Origin of the sequence: Enterobacter sp. Cy-643 (assembly GCF_011752815.1) — a bacterium.
In the GTDB taxonomy this organism is placed as follows: domain Bacteria; phylum Pseudomonadota; class Gammaproteobacteria; order Enterobacterales; family Enterobacteriaceae; genus Cedecea.
In genome coordinates, this window is record NZ_VWWV01000001.1 from 1,768,958 (window position 1) to 1,792,430 (window position 23,473).

16 protein-coding genes and 1 other RNA gene are annotated in these 23,473 nt (G+C 55.2%); 10 read left to right on the forward strand and 7 right to left on the reverse strand.

From position 1 onward, the window contains the following. Positions 1-5: 5 nt before the first annotated feature. Positions 6-374 (reverse strand): Fe-S cluster assembly scaffold SufA, encoded by a 369-nt coding sequence (sufA, locus tag F3J29_RS08155; RefSeq protein ID WP_039292468.1) that lies wholly within the window; start codon positions 372-374, stop codon positions 6-8. Between the two features lie 574 nt (positions 375-948). Here sufA and F3J29_RS08160 point away from each other — a divergent pair. Beyond that, positions 949-2,076: an acyltransferase family protein gene (locus tag F3J29_RS08160; protein WP_166864787.1), complete on the forward strand. Its 1,128-nt coding sequence runs from the start codon at positions 949-951 to the stop codon at positions 2,074-2,076. Positions 2,077-2,284: 208 nt separating this feature from the next. Continuing rightward, positions 2,285-3,925, forward strand: coding sequence for an ABC1 kinase family protein (locus tag F3J29_RS08165; protein ID WP_166864789.1), 1,641 nt, complete (start codon positions 2,285-2,287; stop codon positions 3,923-3,925). Between the two features lie 56 nt (positions 3,926-3,981). Here the strand turns inward: F3J29_RS08165 and F3J29_RS08170 are convergent, their stop codons facing one another. The 3 genes from F3J29_RS08170 to ydiJ form a co-directional block, all read right to left on the reverse strand. Further along, positions 3,982-4,806 carry a CPBP family intramembrane glutamic endopeptidase gene (locus F3J29_RS08170; protein ID WP_166864792.1) on the reverse strand — a complete coding sequence of 275 codons (825 nt, stop codon included), beginning with the start codon at positions 4,804-4,806 and terminating at the stop codon, positions 3,982-3,984. 145 nt (positions 4,807-4,951) lie between these two features. Continuing rightward, entirely contained in the window at positions 4,952-5,362 is a 411-nt protein-coding gene (menI, locus tag F3J29_RS08175) for a 1,4-dihydroxy-2-naphthoyl-CoA hydrolase (protein ID WP_008456522.1), read from the reverse strand. Next, on the reverse strand, positions 5,359-8,415 hold the full coding sequence (gene ydiJ, locus F3J29_RS08180; RefSeq protein ID WP_166864795.1) for a D-2-hydroxyglutarate dehydrogenase YdiJ: 3,057 nt from the start codon (positions 8,413-8,415) through the stop codon (positions 5,359-5,361). Before ydiJ ends, menI begins: the two co-directional genes overlap by 4 nt. A gap of 203 nt (positions 8,416-8,618) precedes the next feature. On the opposite strand from ydiJ, the gene ydiK reads away from it, so the two are divergent. Then, on the forward strand, positions 8,619-9,737 hold the full coding sequence (gene ydiK / locus F3J29_RS08185) for an AI-2E family transporter YdiK (protein ID WP_166864797.1): 1,119 nt from the start codon (positions 8,619-8,621) through the stop codon (positions 9,735-9,737). Positions 9,738-10,608: 871 nt separating this feature from the next. Continuing rightward, positions 10,609-10,715: antisense sRNA RprA (gene rprA / locus F3J29_RS08190), an RNA gene on the forward strand. Here the strand turns inward: rprA and F3J29_RS08195 are convergent. Continuing rightward, positions 10,712-11,614, reverse strand: coding sequence for an alpha/beta hydrolase (locus F3J29_RS08195; RefSeq protein WP_166864800.1), 903 nt, complete (start codon positions 11,612-11,614; stop codon positions 10,712-10,714). The genes rprA and F3J29_RS08195 overlap by 4 nt on opposite strands. A 9-nt stretch (positions 11,615-11,623) precedes the next feature. Beyond that, positions 11,624-13,786, reverse strand: a complete 2,163-nt coding sequence (locus F3J29_RS08200; protein ID WP_166864803.1) for a TonB-dependent siderophore receptor — start codon at positions 13,784-13,786, stop codon at positions 11,624-11,626. Positions 13,787-13,935: 149 nt separating this feature from the next. On the opposite strand from F3J29_RS08200, the gene F3J29_RS08205 reads away from it, so the two are divergent. Then, positions 13,936-15,498 (forward strand): alpha/beta hydrolase-fold protein, encoded by a 1,563-nt coding sequence (locus tag F3J29_RS08205; RefSeq protein WP_166864806.1) that lies wholly within the window; start codon positions 13,936-13,938, stop codon positions 15,496-15,498. A 75-nt stretch (positions 15,499-15,573) separates the two neighbouring features. Here the strand turns inward: F3J29_RS08205 and ppsA are convergent, their stop codons facing one another. Continuing rightward, complete coding sequence (ppsA, locus tag F3J29_RS08210) at positions 15,574-17,952, reverse strand: phosphoenolpyruvate synthase (RefSeq protein ID WP_166864809.1); 2,379 nt, start codon at positions 17,950-17,952, stop codon at positions 15,574-15,576. 327 nt (positions 17,953-18,279) lie between these two features. On the opposite strand from ppsA, the gene ppsR reads away from it, so the two are divergent. The 5 genes from ppsR to F3J29_RS08235 form a co-directional block, all read left to right on the forward strand. After that, positions 18,280-19,113, forward strand: coding sequence for a posphoenolpyruvate synthetase regulatory kinase/phosphorylase PpsR (gene ppsR / locus F3J29_RS08215; protein WP_166864812.1), 834 nt, complete (start codon positions 18,280-18,282; stop codon positions 19,111-19,113). Between the two features lie 170 nt (positions 19,114-19,283). After that, positions 19,284-20,330, forward strand: a complete 1,047-nt coding sequence (aroH, locus tag F3J29_RS08220) for a 3-deoxy-7-phosphoheptulonate synthase AroH (RefSeq protein WP_166864815.1) — start codon at positions 19,284-19,286, stop codon at positions 20,328-20,330. A gap of 187 nt (positions 20,331-20,517) precedes the next feature. Continuing rightward, positions 20,518-20,682: a hemin uptake protein HemP gene (gene hemP, locus F3J29_RS08225; protein WP_008456537.1), complete on the forward strand. Its 165-nt coding sequence runs from the start codon at positions 20,518-20,520 to the stop codon at positions 20,680-20,682. A gap of 102 nt (positions 20,683-20,784) precedes the next feature. Further along, entirely contained in the window at positions 20,785-22,764 is a 1,980-nt protein-coding gene (locus F3J29_RS08230) for a TonB-dependent hemoglobin/transferrin/lactoferrin family receptor (protein WP_166864817.1), read from the forward strand. An 11-nt stretch (positions 22,765-22,775) separates the two neighbouring features. Continuing rightward, positions 22,776-23,473: ChuX/HutX family heme-like substrate-binding protein (locus F3J29_RS08235; protein ID WP_166864820.1), on the forward strand; the 698-nt coding region annotated here is incomplete at its 3' end.

Consider the following 23,473-nt stretch of genomic DNA (forward strand, 5'->3'; position numbering starts at 1 on the left):
ACCGCCTATACCCCAAAGCTTTCGCCGCAGCCGCATTCGTGCTGCGCTTTCGGGTTATTAAATTTAAAAATCTGATTCAGGCCTTCACGCACGTAATCCACTTCCGTGCCGTCGATAAAAGGCATGGCGGAAAGGGGCACCCACAGACGGGCACCGTCAAACTCATAGACCAGATCGTCCGGCTTCGGCTCGGTGACGGTATCCAGCACGTAGCCAAAGCCAGCGCAGCCCGTCTGCTTGATACTCAGGCGGATGCCCTTGAGCTCGGGTTGTTTTGCGGCCAGATCGCGAATATGCGCGCTGGCGGCCGGGGTCAGGGTTAGCCCCTGCCAGGCAAAATCATTAGGGTCAAAGGAACCGGTTTGCACATCCATTCTTCACCTCATCATTCTCTGCGCCCGAAGGCCGATACCCTTATGTTAATGATAACAATTATCAATACAACGTTATGAAAACAGGGGTATTCGCGAAACGCTGGTTTTTTGGGCGTCTTTACTAAGGATAGACCGTCACGAAACTCTTGCAGATGGCGAAAAGAGCTGTTTAAGCCACTGGTGTAAAAGGAAATATCAAAGATGAAAAACGACTGAGTCAGGCAAGGGAAAAGATGTATAGAAAATATCTATTTATGTGATTGGAGGCTCGAAAAGCTTAAAATCTGGTACTTAGATACAGAACGGGGGGGTTAGAAAGCTTCGCCTTAAGACAAATAAGAAGTAATAGAGCCTTTTTTGTGCCTCCAGGCCTCCGAATGTCTCTATAGCGCCCCCAAAAAAGTCGCCTCCTCCGCCTCGAAAAATAAAATTAAATCAATAAAAATCAATGGCATATAAATTTTAATTTGCTTTTCGCTAACTTTTTTACCCATGGATGACCTATCAATTTTGTCCGTTACCAGCTCGTAAATGAACTGTTATCATTCATTAAATTTTTCGAAGGTTAATTTTCATGGTTCTCACAATTCAGATGCTTAGGGGCATCGCTGCGCTTATTGTCGTGATGTTTCACATCAGAGGTACGCTTAATGGAGTTTATGCGCAAAGTAATCTCGGAGATTTGCTTTTCTTAAGCGGCCCTGCTGGCGTAGATCTGTTCTTTGTTATAAGCGGATTTATAATTTGCCTCTCTTCTAAAAAAAACGAAGAAAATAAAGTTGGGAAATTTGCAATTCGCAGATTATTCAGAGTCTACCCATTATTCTTTGTCTCGCTTATTGCGTATCAACTATTTGTATTTCCTGAATTTCACATTGATGCATTTGTTCGCTCGGCATTTCTTCTGCCGCGCGACTACAGCGGAAGCGCCCCTTACTTCGGATATAATTTACTTTTCCCTGCCTGGACACTTCTTTTTGAAGTCACATTCTACGCATTATTCACGGTAGCTCTGGCAGCATCACACAAGCACAGAGTCAAAATCTGTTCAGCAATAATAATTTCTATCTATCTATATTCTACGATATTACAAACTGGTGGCATAAATCTTTCCGGCATCATTCCTGTCACCCAAACAGACCGCAGTGTTATGACGGTAATTGGCTACACCCTTGGCTCACCAATGATGCTTCTGTTTGTATGCGGCATGTGGATTTACAGTATTTATGATGCAATCAGAAACAGTAATATAGCGATAAACAAAAACCTTTGCCTTTATGTGTTTTTTGTTTGCAGTAGTTTATATACCGTATTATTCCTGTCAGGCTATAAGTCTGGCATTGGGCTTTCCGGGTACGGTTTTTGGGCGATAATACTTATAACGGGATGTCTCGCCTATGAACTAACATCACCGACGATAAATAAGACACTGCTTTTCCTGGGTGAAATATCGTACTCACTTTATCTCACTCACGTTATTGCAATAGGGATATTCGACAATAACTCTTCCGTTCTTACTATCTATCCGGAGTCTTTGGGCGTTCCACGATTCCTGTTATTGCTATCAGTATCGATTGCTTTTGCCATACCGGTTTATTACTTTGTTGAAAAACCTTCAATTGCTATTGGTAAAAAAATTGTATCCCTACTTTATGGAAAACACCGAGATACAACTTACACATCATCTACTATAAATCCTTGAAATAGAAAATGGAGTCACTTTCTCCTGGTGACGCCAAATCAATAAGTACTGCCACATCAGTGGCAGTACCCTGAGCAAACTTCAGATACAACTCAGGCTTTTCGCTCATCCGGTTTACTTCAGTCACAGCATTTGTTGTATCCCCGGCGCAATTCCCTCTTCTGATTTATCAACTATTCTCCTGTTAAGAAAAAAGGAGCTTAGCCTGATGCTGAAAATGATTATGGTTACCGCCCGCGATCGCGTGAGGCTGCAGGAAATCACCGGCGTTTTACTCCGCTATGGATTGCAGGACATTGTGCGTTTTCTGGGTCTGGCCTCGCTGCATGACAAAATACGTGGCGGCAGCCAACACGATGCTTTACCGATGCCGCAGCGCCTGTGCGCAGCGCTGGAAGAACTGGGTCCGACGTTCGTTAAACTCGGGCAAATCCTCTCGACCCGCAGCGACCTGCTTGAACCCGCATGGACGGAAGCGCTTAGCCAGTTAAATTCAGGCGCCAGCCCTCTGACCTGGCCAAAGCTTGAACCCTTCGTCGTGGCGACGCTCGGGGCTTCGCCTGCGGAGGTTTTCGCCGCCTTCGATGAAACCCCGCTGGCCAGCGGTTCGATAGCACAAATTCACCGGGCCACGCTAAAAAACGGCGACGAGGTTATCGTCAAAATTCAGCGCCCCGGCATTGAAACGCCTCTCAAGGCCGACCTGCGTTTACTGCGCTACCTGGCGGAAAGTCTGGAGCAGCAGAGCGCGGGGCTGGCTCGCTTTCAGCCGGTGATGCTGGTGCGGTATCTGGAAAACGCCCTGAATCAGGAGCTGGATTTTTGCCACGAGGCGGCCAACGGGGAAAAGATTTATCAGTTTTTCGCCGACTCTGACGACGTCGCCATCCCGAGGATTTATTGGGAGTGGTGTCACCCCACGCTGATGGTGCAGGCATTTTTACCCGGCGTGGCGCCGGTTGACGGGCAGCAGCTTGCCGCCGCCGGGTTCGACGGCCCGCTACTGGCGCATAAAGGCGCGACGGCGTTTATCAATATGCTCTTTAAACTGCGGGCTTACCACGCCGATCCGCATCCCGGCAACGTTATGGCTCTGCCAGGTAACCGGGTCGGCTTTATCGATTTCGGCATGGTAGGAAGCCTGAGCCCGGAGCGGCGCGACGAGCTGTTATCGTTGATTTATGCCATCAGCGAGCGTGACGCCAGCGGTATTGTCGATGCCCTCATCGCGTGGTGTGGCCAGGATGCATTAGCTCTTACCGAACTGGAACTTGCAGCCAGCTATTTTCTGCAAAAACAGGGCAACCTCCCGCTACAGCTGGGGAAAGCACTGACCGATATGCTTTCCACCGCCCGGGAATTCCAGCTGGCGCTGCCGCCTGATTTAGTTTTGTTGTTTAAGGCGCTGATCACCGCGGACGGCGTATTGCTGAAAATGGATCCGCAGTTCGACATTATCCGCATTCTTCGCCCGGTGATTAAGCGGGAGATGTTAAACCGCTATACCCGCCTCGGGAGCCGCAGGCGCCTGCTTAAACTTGGCAACCAGCTTCTGGAAACTAGCGATGCGCTACCGCAAACCCTGCGCCTTGTGATGCACAGGCTACGGCACGGTAAATTACACGCAGACATTAACGTAGAGAATATTAACCAGCTCGGAAAGTCGCTTGAACGGGCCGCTTCCACGTTGGCTCTCGCTATTGTTTTAGCCGCCCTGACGGTCGTGGTCACGCCGTGGCTGTTCGGGCTGAACTGGACGCTGTTCGGTATCCCAGTTTTCCCTGTGCTCGGCTTGCTGTGTGCCGTCGCGGGCAGCGCATGGCTGATTATTCGGTTGTTAAAGCGATGAGGTGTTCTTTTTTTGCTATGGCATCGGAAAATGCTCCCGATGCCATAGCCGCAGTATCAATGCGGTGTGTGCTGCAAAACAGGATAGGTAAACAGCAATAAATGGATGATATTCAGCCCGACGTGAAATGCCACGGCCACCCACAGCCGCCCGCTCCACATCCAGGCCAGGCCGTAAATAAGCCCCGCCAACGCGGCAAAAATAATCAGCAGCGGCCCACCGGCGAAATGCAGCCCGCCGAATATTGCGGCTGAAATAATTAGCGCTATAACCGGGTGCATAAAGCCGGATAAACGCTGCTGGAGATAACCCCGGAAGAGCGCCTCTTCCGCTAGGGAAACGAAGAAAATATTGGCAAACAGGAACGGCAACAACCATTGCGGGAAATGAGGCTCAATCTTTAAGCCACCCAGCGCTACCGCCAATAGCAACAGCCCCGGAATCAAAGCAACCAGCAGCATCCACCCGGGCTTAGCGGGCTGATGTTTTGGGGCGCTGACGAAGAGCGACTTCATCACCACCAGCAAAATAAACGGCACCAGCGCTTTGTCGAAGTTGTAATACATCGAGAAAGGCGCGCTTTGCGGCCCGGCACTCACCGAGTCCAGCACCTTTGGATTATGGAAACCGGGAATAACATGAACGGTCAGCGCTAGCGCGGCGGCGACCAGTAAAAGCTCAAGCGCACAGCGAACGGGTTTTCTGTTTACGGCTTTTAAATAAGCGACGGCAAGAACGGTGATTATCGCCAGTGAAGCCAGCCCCTGCCCGTCGAGTACGCCGTCAACGGCACCCCATATCACCGTTGCCAGTAATAACCCGAGAGAAATCTTTTTATTAAATTGTAATACCAGTAAAGCTGCTGCCAGCAATATCCACATCGTTTTTCCTTAAGCCTGAAAATTTCCTGAAGCAGGCTTTTTAGCAAAATGGGTAGTGGATATATAGTTTTTTAAGGAAATAATAACAAATTAAAATCATCCCGCGCCCCTGAAGGCTAAGCGTGGGATGATTTTAGCCGGTGATTTACACCACCGCCGTGGTCAGGCGAGAGGTGCAGCACAGCTGGTCTTGTTGATCGTAGATATCAATTTGCCAGACCTGATGACGACGCCCCGCGTGCACCGCGCGACAAACGCCGCGCACCACGCCTTCCCGAGCCGAGCGGATATGGTTGGCGTTCACCTCCAGGCCAACCACTTTCTGGTCGCCTTCGGTGCACAGGTAGCCCGCCACGGAACCCAGCGTTTCCGCCAGCACCACCGACGCGCCGCCGTGCAGCAGGCCAAACGGCTGCCGGGTGCGCTCATCCACCGGCATGGTGGCCTCAATTTCGTTGTCGTCAAAACGCGTAAACTCAATGCCTACATGGCCAACCATGTTGTTCGCACCCATTTTATTGAGCGCGGCAAGCGTGGCTTCACGTCGCCAAATCATCCGATAATCTCCAGAAGAGCCTGTAATGGATGCCGTACGCCGTTGCCCTCAACGCGCTTGACCTGGCTGCGGCAGGAGTAGCCGGTTGCCAGACAGCGGTTGCGCGGCAGGCGCTGCATCGCCTGATGCCAGGAGAGTTCATAAATGCCCAATGAATTGGCGAGATTTTTCACCTCGTGACCGTAAGTGCCAGCCATGCCGCAGCAGCCAACGCTCACGCTTTCGAGCTTCGCACCAAAACGAGCAAAAATACCGGCCCACTGATTCGGTGTCGCCGGCAACGCCGTTACTTCGGTACAGTGGCCGAAGAGGTACCATGCTTCGCCTCCCGCGCCCTGTACTTCCCGTTCTTTCAGCGCAGTCTGGAGCCATTCGTGCACCAGCTGAACCTGAAAATCACCGCGTTCTTCGCCTAATGTCTGTTTATATTCATCCCGGTAGCACAGAACCAGCGCCGGATCGACGCCGACCATCGGCATACCCAGTTTCGCAATGCGGTTCAGGAACTCAGACGTTTTGCTCGCCGTGCGCGCAAAACGCTGCAGGAATCCTTTAATGTGCTGGGCCTTACCGTTCGGCGAAAACGGCAGCACTACAGGTTCAAAGCCTAGCTTATCTGCAAGCTTAATAAAATCAGCCACTACCTGAGCATCGTAATAGCTGGTGAACGGGTCCTGCACCACCAGCACCGTTTTGGCTCGCTGTTCATCTGAGTAACGCTCCAGCTCTTCCAGCGTGACGTTGGCTGAGCGGTGCCCGACCAGCTGCTGCTGCAGCGTCGGCGTGGACAGCATAGGCAGGTCAACCATGCCGATGTGCCTGCGGGACAAACTCTGGACCCACGGCTGGCTCATAAAGAAGTTAAAGGTTTTCGGCGCGCGCGCCATCAGCGGCGCATAGCTTTCAACCGAGGCCACAACGTGATCGCGCAGCGGGCGCAGATAGCGCGTGTGGTAAAGCTGCAGGAAGCGAGAGCGGAACTCCGGCACGTCGATTTTAATCGGGCACTGGGTAGAGCAGGCTTTACAGGCCAGGCAGCCCGACATCGCCTCTTTCACTTCGTGGGAAAAATCGTATTCGCCCTTGCTGGCGTGCCACGAGTTGCGGGTTCGCTCGATAAGGCCTCGCAGGCTGGCGCGCTGCTCCGGCAGCTGTTTCTCAAGCGCAAGCGGGTCAACGCCGCGCTCGGCCAGCAGCCGCAGCCATTCGCGGGTCAGCGTGGCTCGCCCTTTTGGCGAGTGAATACGGTTGCTGGAGATTTTCATCGACGGGCACATCGGACTTTTCACGTCGAAGTTAAAGCACAGGCCGTTGCCGTTACACTCCATCGCGCCGCGCCAGGAAGTGCGTACCGCAATCGGGATTTGCCGGTCAAACGTCCCGCGCTTAACGGCATCGACCTGCATCATCGGGTCGTCGACGCCGAGCGGCGGGCAAATTTTCCCTGGGTTCAGCCGGTTAGCCGGGTCAAACGCAGCTTTAATGCGGCGCAGTTCTTCATACAGCGTTTCACCGAAGAACGCCGGGCTGTACTCGGCGCGGAAGCCTTTACCATGCTCGCCCCACAGCAGACCGCCGTATTTTGCCGTCAGCGCCACCACGTCATCAGAGATGCTTTTCATCAGCATTTCCTGCTGCGGGTCGCACATATCCAGCGCTGGGCGAACGTGCAGTACGCCCGCATCAACGTGGCCAAACATCCCGTAGCTCAGGCCGTGGCTGTCCAGCAGCGCGCGGAATTCAACAATGTAGTCCGCCAGATGCTGCGGCGGCACGCAGGTGTCTTCGGCAAACGGAATCGGTTTAGCCTGGCCTTTAGCATTCCCCAACAGGCCTACGGCCTTTTTACGCATGCCGTAGATTTTTTCGATACCGGCCAGTTCATCACAGACCTGCCAGCCAATCACCCCGCCCTCGCCTGCGGCCATTAGCGCATCAAGGCGAGCACATAGCTCAGTGACCTGGCCGTCGATAAGCGCCTGGTCATCGCCAGCAAACTCCACGATATTCAGGCCAAGCATCTCTTTATCCGGCACGTCGGTAATCAATTCGCTGACCGAGTGCCAGACGATATCTTCCCGCGCCAGGTTCAGGACTTTGGAATCGACGGTTTCTACCGACAGCGCGCGGGCATCAACCATAAAGGGCGCATTACGCAGGGCTGAATCGAAGGAGTCATACTTGACGTTCACCAGCCGGCGCACCTTTGGCAGGCGGGTGATATCCAGCTTCGCCTCGGTGATAAAGGCCAGCGTCCCCTCGGAGCCGGTAAGAATTCGGGTTAAATCGAACTTGCTCAGATCGTCATTAAAGACGTGGCGCAGGTCATAGCCGGTAAGAAAGCGGTTTAGTTTGGGGAATTTATCGATAATCAGCTCACGCTGCTGGCGGCAGCGTTCAAGCACGGTGCGGTAGATTTTACCGCTTGATGTCTCTTCGCGGCCCAGCTCTTCGGCAAGCCCGGTTGCCATCTGGTGCGTGTCCAGAATTTCACCGTCCATCAGCACGGCGCGCACGCCCAGCACATGATCGGAGGTTTTACCGTACACCAGCGATCCCTGCCCGGAGGCGTCGGTATTGATCATGCCGCCCAGGGTAGCGCGGTTACTGGTCGACAATTCCGGGGCAAAGAAGTAGCCGTGCGGCTTCAGGAACTGGTTGAGCTGGTCTTTAATTACGCCGGCTTCCACCCGCACCCAACCTTGTTCCGGGTTGATTTCGATAATGCGATTCATGTAGCGGGACATGTCCACCACGATGCCGCCGTTCAGCGACTGACCGTTGGTGCCGGTGCCGCCGCCGCGCGGGGTAAACACCAGAGATTTAAAGCGCTCTTCGGAGGCCACGCGGGTAATCAGCGTGACGTCGGCGGTTGAACGAGGGAAAAGCACCGCATCCGGCAGTAGTTGGTAAATACTGTTGTCGGTCGCCATGGTCAGGCGGTCTGCGTAGCTGGTGGCGGTATCGCCGGTAAAGCCCTGTTGCTCCAGTGATGCTAAATAGCTGAGCACCAGCTGAACGACGCCAGGTGCCTGAGAAATTTGTGGGATCATTGACGGGTCGACCCTGTGTTGCTTAGTAAGAGTTATCGTTTGCGTGTCTGTTTTGTTTTTATCATATTCCGCCGCGATTTGCGGCTGTTATTTCAGATAACGCGATGCGAAATGCACCTGTCAAAAATCGAGGAAATACATCATCATTAAATTATCGCCATGCGAATTTAGCGCGGGTGCATTTTATTGAGGTGATTCTTCCTATGATCAAAGTCAGTCAGCCAAAGGATCTGCTGCAGATCCTGCTGTCCGTGCTGTTTATTTCGGTGATGATTCTTGCCTGTCTGTGGATCGTGCGCCCGTTTGTTTTGGGCTTCGCCTGGGCCGGAACCATTGTCATTGCGACCTGGCCGCTGCTCATCAAATTGCAAAAGCTGCTGTGGGGCAAACGCTCCCTTGCGGTACTAGTGATGACGCTGCTCCTGCTGATGCTGTTTGTCATTCCGGTCGCGATGTTAGTGAACAGCCTGGTGGACAACAGCGGCCCGGTGATTAACTGGGCGACCAAAGGGCACATGGCGCTGCCCGCCTTCGAATGGCTGCACAGCGTCCCACTCATTGGCGATAAATTGTACAGCGGCTGGAACACGCTGGTGAGCAGCGGCGGCAGCGCGATTATGGAAAAGGTCCGGCCCTATATCGGCACCACGACCAGTTGGTTCCTTGGCCAGGCTGTACACATAGGTACCCTGCTGGTGCATCTCGGTCTGATGCTGCTGTTCAGCGTGCTGCTTTATGCCAAAGGTGAAACGCTCGGAAACGGCATTCGTCACTTCGCCTTCCGCCTGGCAGATAAACGCGGTGATGCCGCCGTACTGCTGGCAGGCCAGGCGATTCGCGCCGTAGCGCTGGGCGTGGTTGTCACCGCGCTCGCACAGGGCGTGCTGGGCGGGATTGGCCTGGCGGTGTCCGGCATTCCTTACGCCGCGCTGCTTACGGTGCTGATGGTGCTTAGCTGCCTGATTCAGCTTGGCCCGCTGATGATTCTGGTGCCCGCCATTATCTGGCTGTACTGGAGCGGCGATACCACCTGGGGGACGGTGCTGCTGGTATGGAGTTGTGTGGTTGGCACCATGGATAACGTGATTCGCCCGGTGCTTATTCGCATGGGTGCGGACTTGCCGATGATCCTGATTCTCTCCGGCGTTATCGGCGGCCTGATTGCGTTTGGGATGATTGGGCTGTTTATCGGCCCGGTGCTGCTGGCGGTTTCTTATCGCCTTATCTCAGTCTGGATGCACGAGGCGCCTGCCCCACAGGACGATCCGCAAGAGGTGGTCGAACTGCTTGAGGAGCAGGAGACGCTGAATGTGAAGAAATAAAGGTTTGGGAGTAGTTGGGATGTTTTTTGGCCAACAGCTCCTTTTGCCACTGTCTGGAGGTGGTATTTATCAGCCCCAGGTTTTCCGTTCACCACAAGCTCAGTTCTCTATGCGACGACCGTAAACCGTGAACGTGTCAGGAGGCATTACGCCATGCCCCCTGACAACCCCCGGCGCCCGGCGAGCCCATCGCCGCTGAAGCGGTAAACCCACCGGCTATCACCCAAACATTCGGGGTCGTTCGCGATGCGTTCCCGACGATCGCTCTCTTTCGCTGTTCCCGACAGCTCGACCCCGCCTGAGTTGGGTCATCACCGGGGGCGATGAGAGCCGGGGACAAATCTCCCCTCACCCCGGCCCTCTCCCCAAAGGGGCGAGGGAGAAAACAAAATCCACGAGAAACATTGTGTATTCCCTCTCCCTTCCAGGGAGAGGGTTAGGGTGAGGGTAAAAGAAGCCGAGACGTTGTGGCTGAGAGCGTCGGGAACGCATCTCAGCCGACCCAGGACTGGGAGATAAAACGGAGGTCTGCCGCTCACGCGGTCGATTTATTTGGCCAGGAGTCCGGGTTCTCAGGGAATGACGGTGATTCCCCGAGCCGTTCCCCCTCTCTGTGATGGCATATAAATTCGTACTTGAGGTGAACGGAGCCTAATCCAGCTAGCATAATGTGACCATGCGATAAATCGCGCCTAAAGCCGCGACTTAACGCAAATGGTTAATAACGCTAATCAATAACGTCTTTTTCCCTCGCTATTCCGGCCATTGAAGCCCCCACGCCTGGCTATGCTGTCTCAAGTTATTTACCTTCTGTTAACGATTGAGACGAATCTGAGTGACGCCACTTAGTGAGATGCCTACTATTTAACTCACGGTTATGAATCAACACGTTGATTTATAAACATCGAAATCCCCTGAGTGAAACAACGAATTGCTGTGTGTAGTCTTTGCCCATCTTGATGATGGGCTTTTTTTTATTCTGATTTCGCAAAGTGATTGATAAGCGCCCCATGCAGAACCAGCGGGGCAACGGTCAGGTGGCTCTGCCCTTCTATCAGCGTAAAATCAACCCGAGTCGGGGCTTTGGCTATCAGGGCATTAGCCATTTCGCGATTGCCGTCTACCATCGCCCGCTGCCCACGATGTTTTAATAGCGTGGCGCGCTTCTCTTCCGACAGTCTGGCCTCCTGCGGCTGCAGCGACTGCTCATAACTCCCCACGGAGACCGAGAGCTGAGCCTTTCCCTTATCAGGCTGCCAGTTTTTCGCCATGCGCAGCAGATAGCGGTCGTTCCACCATACCGAAGGACTCGAAGCATAAAAATGCTGGAAAGCACCCGGCGCGGTCATAAACAGCCAGGTGGTGAACAGGCCGCCATAGGAGTGTCCAAAAAGCGCCTGCCGCTGCGGATTTATTCTCCACCGTTTTTCGACCCAGGGCCGGAGTTCGGCGTCAATACATTGCCAGAATTTCTGCGCCTCGCCGGGGGCGCCAGGCGGATAAGTGCCCCCTGCCGGGTTCGGCTCCAGCACCACTTTTTCTACCGCAGGTCGATAATCGCGCTCCCGGCGGCTGTTTTCCGGGTAGTCGATAGCGACCACCACGCCCGGCGTTAACGGGCAACGCTCGCAGGACAGGCGCTGCATCAGCGACACCGCGCCGGGGAAGACGGACTCACCGTCCAGAAGATAAATCACCGGCCAGCCTTCCGACGGGGCTTCGCCCTCTGGCCAGGAAACCATAATTTTATACTCACCGTTTTCCGGCGAATGCAGACTGTGTACCAGCGTATTCGCCAGCGTGTAGGGCTTATCTACGGTGACCGCTGCTCCCGAGGGAGCAGCAAGTGCGATAAGCGCCATAAGCAGATAGCGCAAAAGTTCTCCTTACCAGCGATAGCTGACGGTGGCGGTTAAGGTGCGGCCAATGCCATAGAAACAGGCCGAATCCGACGCGCAGGACGCGACGTATTTTGTGTCCGCCAGATTATTGACGTTGAACTGCAGGGCGGCTCCTTTTAAATCGGGGCTCACTTCTCCCAGCTCGTAACGCAGCATGGCGTCATAGAGATCCACGGCCGCCACTTTAAAGGTATTTTTCGCATCGCCATAGCGGGTGCCAATGTAGCGAACCCCGACACCTGCCGTGAGATTTTTCAGCATGCCTCCAGGAATAGTGTAACTTCCCCACGCAGACGCCATATGGGTCGGAACGCGCGCGGGGGTTTTTCCTTCGGTGCCCGCCACGGTGGTACTCACGGTTTCCGCATCCGTCCACGTGTAAGAGCCTACCAGGTTGAGGCTGTTAAACAACGTGGAATGCACCTCCGCCTCCAGCCCTTTAGAACGGATTTCACCGGCGTTTTCAAACCAGCCAAGTGCACTGTTGTAGGTCCCGACGTTTGTCTGGCGAAGATCGAACAGCGCCAGCGTCATGAAGGTCTCTTTCAGCGGCTGATATTTCAGGCCCACTTCAGTCTGCTTGCCCAGGCTTGGGTCGAACGGCGCAGCGCCTGGCGCGCGGTTGGTCTGCAGATTGGGTTCAAATGAGGTACTGTAACTGATATACGGCGACAGGCCGAAATCAAAGGCGTAAAGCAGCCCCGTACGCCAGGTGAATTTGCTGTCATTCTGCTGCGTTGTTTTACTTTTTAATCTGTCCGTCGTGCGCACTTCGGCCCAGTCGTAACGCCCGGAAAGCAGCAGTTGCCAGTTATTCCAGCTGAGCTGATCCTGCAGGTAGATGCCCGTCTGGTCGAGATTCTGCTGGTCGTCGTTCACCGCGCTGAAGGTGCTTTCGTCCACGTTCAGGCCGTACACCGGATTCGGCCAGTACAGATCGTATTTCGTGCCGGTGCCGCGGTTTAGCTGCTGCCGGTCGTGGTTAGACTTGTAATCCAGGCCGCCTAACAACGTATGCCCGAGCGCGCCGGTATCAAACTGCGCTTCAAGCTGGTTATCCACGCCAAACTCATCGGTATCACGCGTCTCTCGCTGCGCGCGGCGCGAAAGTAGCGTCTCGCTCTTCGAGGTGGAATACACGAGGTAACGATACTTCTGTTTGATGCTGGCGTAACGGGCATTCTGGCGAAAAGTGAAGATATCGTTGAAGCTGTGCTCGAACTCATAGCCCACCATCGTTTGCTCACGCCACGACTGGTCGTAATTGGGATCGCTGACGTTAAAGTCCAGCGGAATATACCCCGCCGTGGTTTCCGTCACCAGGCCTGCGGCAGGCAGAAAGTTACGATAGCCCGCCTTCGGGTCTTTCTGGTAGCTGGTTAGCAAAGTAAAGCGAGTCTGCTCGTTGGGATACCAGGTCAGCGCCGGCGCAATCGCCAGGCGCTGCTCTTTGTAATCGGCCACCTGGCTGTGCTGCGTGCGTGCGATGCCGTTCAGGCGATAAAGCACCCGGTTATCGTCGCTTAGCGAGCCGCCAAAATCAAAGGCACCCTCGGCCAGATGCTGGTTGCCTGAGCGGAACTGTACTTCATGTATCGCTTCCCTCGTCGGGCGCTTGCTGGTCATGCTGATAAGCCCACCGGGGTTCACCTGGCCGAACAGCACTGACGCCGGGCCGCGCACCAGTTCCACGCGTTCTAGCAGCCACGGGTCAAACGTCCCGGTCTGAGAGGATGCCGTCGCCCCATAGCTCAGTCCGTCGAGATATTTAGGCACGTAGCTGAAGCCGCGCACGAACACCTCATCGTTGCGGTTTGAACTGCCCCGGTACTCCGTCAGCACCCCGGCCGAATAGCGCAACGCCTGCGACACTGAGGTGACATCCTGCGCGGCCATCTGGTCGCGGGTAATCACCGAAACCGACTGCGGCGTTTTGAGCAAATCAGCCGCAGTTTTCGTTGCAGATAACGTTTTGGTGGCCACCATCCCCTTAAACGGCGCAGAAGGATCCTCGTTAACCGAGCCGGTGACAACCAGTGTTTCCTCGCTGCCCTGCCTCTCCTGCGCCTGAACGCCGTTTCCCATCCCCAGGGCACTGAATCCCATCAGCCAAAGGCCGCGGGTTACCTTATTATTTTTAAAGTGCATAACCGTAACATCCCATGTGATTAGGTGAATTAAGTTCGCCTTTCTCCTGTTACGTTTTGTCGTAAAACGCAACGGCTCGCAATGTTATTGCAAATCAATCTCATTTGCATTAGCGTGTATGCACTTTTTTATCAGGAATGATAAGCACGATGAGAGCCGCGTGGAGCGCATTAATGTTGGGGCTTTGTTCAGCGTCGGCGGTGGCCGCGACCTGTACTTTTACCGGCAGCCAGGGTGAGCAGGATGGAAAGTTCGACGCCAGCGGAGAAATTTGCTTTGGCCTCCCGGCGCTGGGTGAAAACTACGCCAACGTCCGGTTGAGCGGCGTGACCGACGCCAGCCTGGTGGACAGCAAAGGCAGGCTCTGGCGTTCGCTGGTGGAAAACGGGCCGGTGGACGGCAAACACAACCCGCTTTTTGCCCTGCCCGTCGGCCAGCCTTCTACGCTGGTGCTTCGCGGTGAACCCGGCCGGCGCTGGCTGTTTCGCTGGCAGATCCGTGAAACCGTGCCGCTCAAGCGTAACGACGAACAATCCCCGGAAAGCCCGGCACTGCTGGCGCTTGAACAGGCTCTGAGCCACGGCGCAAGTACGGAAGCCTTCTGGCAGGAAAGGCGCGAGCAGGGCACGCCGCTGGTCGAGCCCATCGATGCCAGCCGCAAACGCGTCACGTTCCTGTGGCGAGGCGCACAGGGCAACGTGTTTGTGCTCGGTTCCCCGGCCGGTGACCATGACCCGATGTTCCGCCTCGGGCAGTCCGACGTCTGGTATCGCAGCTATGTGGTCCCGGCTGATACGCTTATGCAGTACAAACTTGCCCCCGATGTTCCTCTTGTGGAAGGCACCGTGCGCGACCAGCGCCGGGCGATTCTGGTGTCGGCCCAAACTGACCCGCTGAACCCGCTGTTTAGCCCCACAGGCAAAAGCGACCGCTGGAATCGTTTCTCACTTTTAGACCTGACCACCCACCGCTATTTTACCCCGCAGGCAACCGCGGAGCCGATTCGTCAAGGCTCCCTGGTTCGCTATCAGGTAGAAAGCAAAAAGCTGGCAAACCGCCGCGAAGTCACCGTCTATCGGCCACGCGGCGGGCAGCCCGCCCGCTGGACGTTGATGCTGTTCGATGGCCGTATGTATCAGGACCGTTATCACCTCGCCAACGTGCTGGACGGCCTGATAGCCCGCCATGCCCTGCCGCCGGTTAACGCCGTGTTTATTGATAGCCTCGACGGCGAGCGACGTGAAAAAGAGCTGCCGCCCAATCCCGATTTCGCCGATTTTATGGCCGAAGAGCTGGTGCCGTGGCTGCGCCGCCAGGGCATCACCACCCCGGCACAAAAAACCATCGTGGCAGGCTCCAGCTACGGCGGCCTGGCATCATCCTGGGTGGCGCTTCGCCATCCTGAAGTGTTTGGCAACGTGCTGAGTTTGTCCGGCTCTTACTGGTGGGCGCCCGAGGGCGAAGCGCCCGGCTGGTTAACCCGGCAGTACCAGGCATCCCCGCGCCTGCCGGTGCGTTTTTGGCTGCAGGCGGGACGTTTTGAAAGCAAAGGTGCAGACGGCGGCATTTACCGTAATACGCAACAGCTTGAAGCCGCGCTGCGTGAAAAGGGTTACGAGGTGAGCTTTAATCCCTGGTCGAGCGGGCATGATTACGCCGCCTGGTGCGAGGCTATTATTACCGGTATGAAGGAATTGATTAAGCGGGGATAAGTGTCGGCCCGGTGACCGCTTAACGCAGGCCGCCGGGCCGGATCCCCTCTCTTTGTGGAAGAGAAGGGTTAAACGTTACTTCTTCAGTTCAGCAAGGCTGAGCCAGGTTTGCACCACGGTGTCCGGGTTCAGGGACAGGCTGTCAATCCCCTCTTCCATCAGCCAGGCGGCAAAGTCTTCGTGATCGGACGGCCCCTGGCCGCAGATCCCGACGTATTTGCCCTGTTTCTTCGCCGCTTTGATCGCCATCGACAGCAGCGCTTTCACCGCGTCATTACGTTCGTCAAACAGTTCGGAAACCACGCCAGAATCGCGATCCAGGCCAAGCGCAAGCTGCGTCATGTCGTTCGAACCAATGGAGAAGCCGTCAAAGTATTGCAGGAACTCATCCGCCAGCAGGGCGTTGGACGGGATCTCGCACATCATGATGATCTTCAGCCCGTTTTCGCCGCGCTTCAGGCCCTGACGTTCCAGCTCGTCAACCACCGCTTTTGCCTGGGCAACGGTACGTACAAACGGCACCATCACTTCAACGTTGGTCAAGCCCATTTCATTACGCACGCGCTTCATGGCCGCACATTCCAGCGCGAAGCAGTCGCGGAAGCTGTCCGCCACGTAGCGACCTGCGCCACGGAAGCCCAGCATTGGGTTCTCTTCTTCCGGCTCATAACGCTCGCCGCCCACCAGGTTGGCGTATTCGTTAGATTTGAAGTCGGACAGGCGCACGATCACGCGCTTCGGCCAGAATGCCGCGCCCAAAGTCGCGATCCCTTCGGTCAGGCGGCCTACGTAAAACTCAACCGGGTCGTCATAGCCTTTCATCATCGTGCGAATTTCCGCCTGCAGCGCGGGCTCCTGCTGGTCGAATTCCAGCAGCGCGCGCGGGTGCACGCCAATCATGCGGTTGATGATAAATTCCAGGCGCGCCAGGCCAACGCCTTCGTTCGGCAGGCAGGCGAAGTCAAACGCGCGATCCGGGTTGCCAACGTTCATCATGATTTTCAGCGGCAGATCCGGCATGGCATCAACCGTGGAGCTTTTCACGGTGAAGTCGAGGATCTCCGCGTAAACGTAACCGGTGTCGCCTTCGGCGCAGGAAACGGTCACGTTCTGGCCTTCTGTCATGCGCTCGGTTGCATCGCCACAGCCCACAACGGCCGGGATGCCCAGCTCACGCGCGATGATTGCCGCGTGGCAGGTACGCCCGCCGCGGTTGGTGACAATCGCCGCCGCTTTTTTCATGATCGGCTCCCAGTCCGGGTCGGTCATGTCGGTGACCAGCACGTCGCCAGGCTGGATGCGGTTCATTTCGCTGATGTCGTGGATAACTTTTACCGGCCCCGCGCCGATGCGGTGGCCAATCGCGCGGCCTTCCGCCACGATCTGCCCCTGCGCGTGAAGCTGGTAGCGTTCCATTACCTGGCCCTGGGAACGCACGGTTTCCGGGCGAGCCTGCACGATGAACAGCTTGCCGGTATGGCCGTCTTTAGCCCACTCGATGTCCATCGGGCGGCCATAATGTTTTTCGATTTGCACCGCCTGCTTAGCCAGTTCCTGAATTTCTTCCTGGGTAATACAGAAACGGTCGCGATCGGCTTCCGGCACGTCTTCAATCCGCACCTGCTTGCCGTGTTCCTGCGTTGGGGCGTAGACCATGCGGATTTTTTTCGACCCCATGGTGCGGCGAACGATGGCCGGATTGCCCGCCTCAAGCGTTGGCTTGTGGACGTAGAATTCATCCGGGTTTACCGCGCCCTGCACCACCATTTCACCCAGGCCCCACGCGGCGGTGATAAACACCACCTGATCGAAACCGGATTCGGTATCAATGGAGAACATCACCCCGGAAGAAGCGAGGTCGGAGCGCACCATACGCTGAACGCCAGCGGAGAGCGCCACGCCGCGGTGGTCGTAGCCCTGATGCACGCGATAGGAAATGGCGCGGTCGTTAAACAGCGAGGCGAAAACGTGTTTCACCGCCACCAGCACGGCATCAAAGCCCTGCACGTTGAGGAAAGTTTCTTGTTGCCCGGCAAAGGAAGCGTCCGGCATGTCTTCCGCAGTGGCAGAAGAACGCACCGCAAAAGAGGCTTCGGCATCATCGGAGGAGAGCGTTTGGTATGCTTCACGAATGGCATGCTCCAGCTCAGGCTGGAAAGGCGTGTCAATAATCCACTGGCGAATCTGCGCCCCGGCTTTTGCCAGTTCGCTCACATCGTCAATGTCGGTTTTATCCAGCAGCTCGTAAATACGCTGGTTCACGCCGCTCTGGTCGAGAAACAGGTTAAACGCCTCGGCGGTGGTCGCAAAACCGTTCGGGACGGAAACGCCCATACCCGAAAGATTGGTAATCATTTCACCCAGGGAGGCATTTTTGCCTCCGACCCTGTCTACATCATTCATGCCGAGTTGGTTATACCAAAGCACCAGCGGTGACGAGCCGTTATTGGACATCGAAACAATCCTTTTTTAAATGAATGGGTACAAGAAACACCAGACTTCGTATTTAGCTTTGCATATTCTGAGGGGGGAATGAAACCAGTGAATCGTTCAAGCAAAATAAAATATGACATTTTCGGATAGATCCGCTCATTTCATAAACCATTGATTATCATATAATCCTTACATTTCAAATGGGTATAGTGTTGATTTAAATATATTTCAGATGGTTTATTAAATTTAAAAACGCTATTTCACTTTTTAAATTAAGATTAGCGCTACTCGGAATCCCTTGTTTTACTTTATGCTTTAGGGAAACAGGTTCCCCGCTCAGGAATAAAAATGGATAATGTAGTCGATCGTCAGGTATTTTGTATTTCCGATGGCACCGCGATTACCGCTGAAGTACTTGGTCACGCGGTCATGTCACAATTCCCGGTATCTATCAACAGTATTACGCTGCCGTTTGTTGAAAATGAAAGCCGCGCAAAAGCGGTGAAAGAGCAGATTGACGCTATTTACCAACAAACCGGGGTGCGCCCGCTGGTGTTTTATTCCATCGTGCTGCCCAATATCCGCGACATCATTATGCAGAGCGAAGGCTTCTGTCAGGACATCGTACAAACGCTGGTTGCCCCGCTGCAGCAGGAGCTAAAGTTGGATCCGACGCCGGTAGCCCACCGAACGCACGGCCTTAACCCCGGCAACCTGACGAAATACGACGCCCGTATTGCCGCCATTGATTACACGCTGGCGCACGACGACGGGATTTCGATGCGCAATCTCGATCAGGCGCAGGTGATTTTGCTGGGCGTGTCCCGCTGTGGAAAAACGCCGACCAGCCTGTACCTCGCGATGCAGTTTGGCATTCGCGCCGCGAACTACCCTTTTATTGCCGATGACATGGACAACATTCAGCTCCCGGCCGTGCTTAAACCGCTGCAGCACAAGCTTTTTGGCCTGACCATTAACCCTGAGCGACTGGCCGCCATTCGTGAAGAGCGGCGTGAAAACAGCCGCTATGCCTCTCTCCGCCAGTGCCGTCTGGAAGTTGCCGAAGTGGAAGCCCTGTTCCGTAAAAACCAGATCCGCTACCTCAACAGTACCAACTATTCTGTTGAAGAGATGGCGACCAAAATTCTCGATATTATGGGACTTAATCGCCGCATGTACTAAGAAACTAGCACAAAAGACCAGGCGTGTATGCTAGGGTGTACAGACTGCGGTGGGGCAATCCTTTCGCCAAAGCTGGCCGGATGTTGAAATCGGTCAGCTTTGGTTTATTGTGATCCCCATCACTTCCCGGTAAATCTGCCGCAGAGAAGACAAAATTTCTGAGACACCCAATGAACAAAACAGATGAATTGCGAACCGCGCGCATCGACAGTCTGGTGACACCGGCTGAGTTAAACGAGCGCTTCCCGGTTTCCGCTGAAGTTGCCCGGCACGTTACCGCCGCCCGCCGCCGGATAGAGAAGATCCTTACCGGTGAAGATAAGCGCCTGCTGGTTATCGTCGGTCCTTGCTCGATCCACGATCTCGACGCCGCGATGGACTATGCTCGCCGCCTCAAAACGCTGCGAGAAAAACATCAGGATCGTCTTGAGATCGTGATGCGCACTTATTTCGAAAAACCCCGCACCGTCGTCGGCTGGAAAGGGTTAATTTCCGACCCTGACCTGAACGGCAGCTACCGCATTAATTACGGCCTCGAACAGGCGCGCCGCCTGCTGCTGCAGGTCAACGAGCTGGGTGTCCCTACCGCAACCGAATTTCTGGATATGGTGACCGGGCAGTATATCGCCGACCTGATTAGCTGGGGTGCGATTGGCGCCCGCACGACCGAAAGCCAAATCCACCGTGAAATGGCGTCCGCACTCTCCTGCCCGGTTGGCTTTAAAAATGGTACGGATGGCAATACCCGCATTGCGGTGGATGCTATTCGCGCCGCGCGTGCCAGCCACATGTTCCTCTCCCCGGATAAACAAGGGCAGATGACGATTTACCAGACCAGCGGCAACCCTTATGGCCATATTATTATGCGCGGGGGCAAGCAGCCGAATTACCACGCAGAAGACATTGCCGCTGCCTGCGACACGCTGAGCGCGTTTGACTTGCCTGAACATCTGGTCATTGATTTCAGCCACGGCAACTGCCAGAAGCAGCACCGTCGTCAGCTGGATGTTTGCGAAGATGTTTGCACGCAAATCCGCAACGGCTCGCGGGCGATTGCCGGGATCATGGCGGAAAGCTTCCTGAAAGAAGGGACGCAGCAAATCGTTGCTGGCCAGCCCCTGACTTACGGACAGTCGATCACCGATCCGTGCCTCAACTGGGAAGATACGGAAACGCTGGTCGCTATGCTGGCTCAGGCCGCTGACCGCCGCTTCTGATAGTCTCCACCGGCGGGAACTTAATAACCCGCCGGATATCATAGCATTACGCTTCACGACAACGCGCCCGCAAAGAAATTCCCTGATTCACACAATTCTTACAAATAATGCTTGCTGCTGATTCGGCTTTTTCTGATAATGATTCTCATTGTTACACTGATTGTCATTTGTAAACAGAGTGAAGCGTATGGATAAACCATTCACCCCCGCCCGCCCGCAGCCCGCGACAGAGCCTCGCCAGGTTGACAGCAAAACGCTGCTCGGTGCCGATGGCCGCGTTGTTATCGTCCATGAAGGGCAGCAATATCTGTTACGCCAGACTCAGGCCGGGAAGCTGATCCTGACCAAATAAATTAAACAAACCGTTCCCCGCACCCAGGCGGGGAAATTAGCCAGCCACCCAGGTCATACCCAGGCAGCCAGCGCTTTCGATATTCCTTAGGAGAGTTGCGCTATGCCTTGCACCAACACAGCAGGTTTTCGTCTGTCTGTACTCACGTTAGCCGTATTTACCGCCCTGCCCGCTTTCGCGAAAGACGAGCAAATGACCGTGGTTGCCACCGGTAACCAACGCAGCACTTTCGAAGCTCCGATGATGGTGAGCGTTATCGACGCGAACTCGCCGGAGAGCCAGACGTCCACTTCCGCCGCCGACATGCTGCGCAAAGTCCCGGGGATCACCATCGACGGCACCGGGCGCACCAACGGCCAGGACATTAACATGCGCGGTTACGACCGCCGCGGCGTGCTTACCCTGGTAGACGGCATTCGTCAGGGCACGGACACGGGTCACTTGAACAGTACGTTCCTCGATCCTGCACTTATCAAACGTATTGAAGTGGTACGCGGTCCGGCAGCCCTGCTGTACGGAAGTGGCGCGCTGGGCGGCGTTATCTCCTATGAAACCGCCGACGCCGCCGATCTGCTATTTGACGGGCAAAACAGCGGCTTCCGCGTCTTCGGCACCGGCGGCACCGGCGACCACAGCATCGGTATGGGTGCCAGCGCCTTTGGCCGTACCGATAACCTGGACGGCGTCGTCGCCTGGTCCAGCCGCGATCGCGGTAATCTGCGTCAGAGTAACGGCGAAACGGCCCCTAACGACGAAAACATTGGCAACCTGCTGACCAAAGGTACCTGGTATATTGATTCGGCTCAGTCGCTGTCTGGCTCCCTGCGTTACTACAATAACAGCGCTCAGGAACCGAAAAACCCGCAGACGCCGGATGCGACTGCAAACAGCAATCCAATGACCAATCGCTCCACCATTCAGCGCGACGCGCAGCTGAAATACCACCTTGGTCCGCAGGATAACGACTGGCTGAATGCGACCGCAACGGCCTACTGGTCCGAAGCTCGTATCAACGCCGAAACCCCGAATCAGGGCGGTGAATTCCGTAAACAGACGACCAAAGGCGGCAAGCTCGAAAACCGCAGCCGTCTGTTTAGCGACAGCTTCGCGGCCAACCTGCTGACTTACGGCAGCGAATATTACCGTCAGGAACAGGCACCTGGTGGCCTGACGACCGGTTTCCCACAGGCGAAAATCAACTTCGGTTCCGGCTGGCTGCAGGATGAAATCACCCTGCGCGACCTGCCAGTTTCTATCCTGGCCGGGACGCGTTATGACAACTACAGCGGCAGCAGCCAGGGCTATAAAGACGTGGATGCCGACAAGTGGTCATCACGCGGGGCGGTTTCTGTCACCCCAACCGACTGGCTGATGCTGTTTGGTTCCTATGCACAGGCGTTCCGTGCGCCGACCATGGGCGAGATGTACAACGACGCCAAGCACTTCTCTATCGGCACTCGCTACACCAACTATTGGGTACCAAACCCGAACCTGCGCCCGGAAACCAACGAAACGCAGGAATACGGCTTCGGTCTGCGCTTCGACAATCTGGCAATGGCTAACGACGGCCTGGAATTCAAAGCCAGCTACTTCGACACCAAAGCGAAAGATTACATTTCTACCACCGTGGACTTCGCCAAAGCGACCACCATGTCCTACAACGTGCCAAAAGCAAAAATTTGGGGTTGGGACGTCAACGCGAAATACACCGCCGATCTGTTCAGCCTCGATACAGCCTATAACCGCACCCGCGGTAAAGATGAAGATACCGGCGAGTACATCTCCAGCCTGAACCCGGACACCGTCACCACCACCCTGGATATCCCAGTGTCACACAGCGGCTTCTCCGTGGGCTGGGTCGGCACCTTCGCCGAGCGTTCCACCCATATCAGCAGCTCCTATGCACAGCAGCCGGGTTACGCGGTCAGTGATTTTTATATCAGCTATAAAGGGCAGCAGCATCTGCGCGGTTTAACCACCACGCTGGTGTTTGGCAACGCCTTCGATAAAGAGTACTGGTCACCGCAGGGTCTCCCGCAGGATGGCCGTAACGGTAAAATTTTCGTGAGCTATCAATGGTAAAGGAGTTATTCATGAGTCAGCGTTACGACAGCTGGATCCAGCTTAAGCAAGAACACCCGAAAAAATATGCCCGGGATATCGCCAAACTGATGCAAATCAGCGAAGCGGAACTGACCCATGCCCGCGTCGGTCACGATGCATGGCGCCTGAATGGCGATGTGAAAGAGATCTTCGCCGCGCTGGAAGCCGTGGGGGAAACAAAGTGCATCTGCCGCAATGAATATGCCGTTCATGAGCAGGTAGGCCGCTTCGAAAACCAGCATCTTAACGGCCATGCCGGGCTGGTGCTGAACCCTCGCGCGCTGGATCTGCGTTTGTTCCTGAACCAGTGGGCGAGCGTGTTCCACGTCCGGGAAGAGACCGCCCGCGGCGAACGCCAGAGTATTCAATTCTTTGACCATCAGGGTGACGCGTTGCTGAAGGTGTACACCACCGACAACACAGATGTTGACGCCTGGAGCCAGGTCCTGACCCGCTTTATCCACACCGACAACCCGGCGCTGGAGATCAAGGCCGGTGAAGAAGCGGTGATGACGCCAACCGTCGAAGCCGACAAAGTGGACGCCGAATGGCGAGCGATGACCGACGTGCACCAGTTCTTCCAGCTGCTGAAACGTCACCAGCTGACTCGCCAGCAGGCTTTCCGCCTGGTGAAAGACGATCTGGCCTGTCGCGTAGACAACGAAGCGCTATCCCAGCTTTTTTTTTT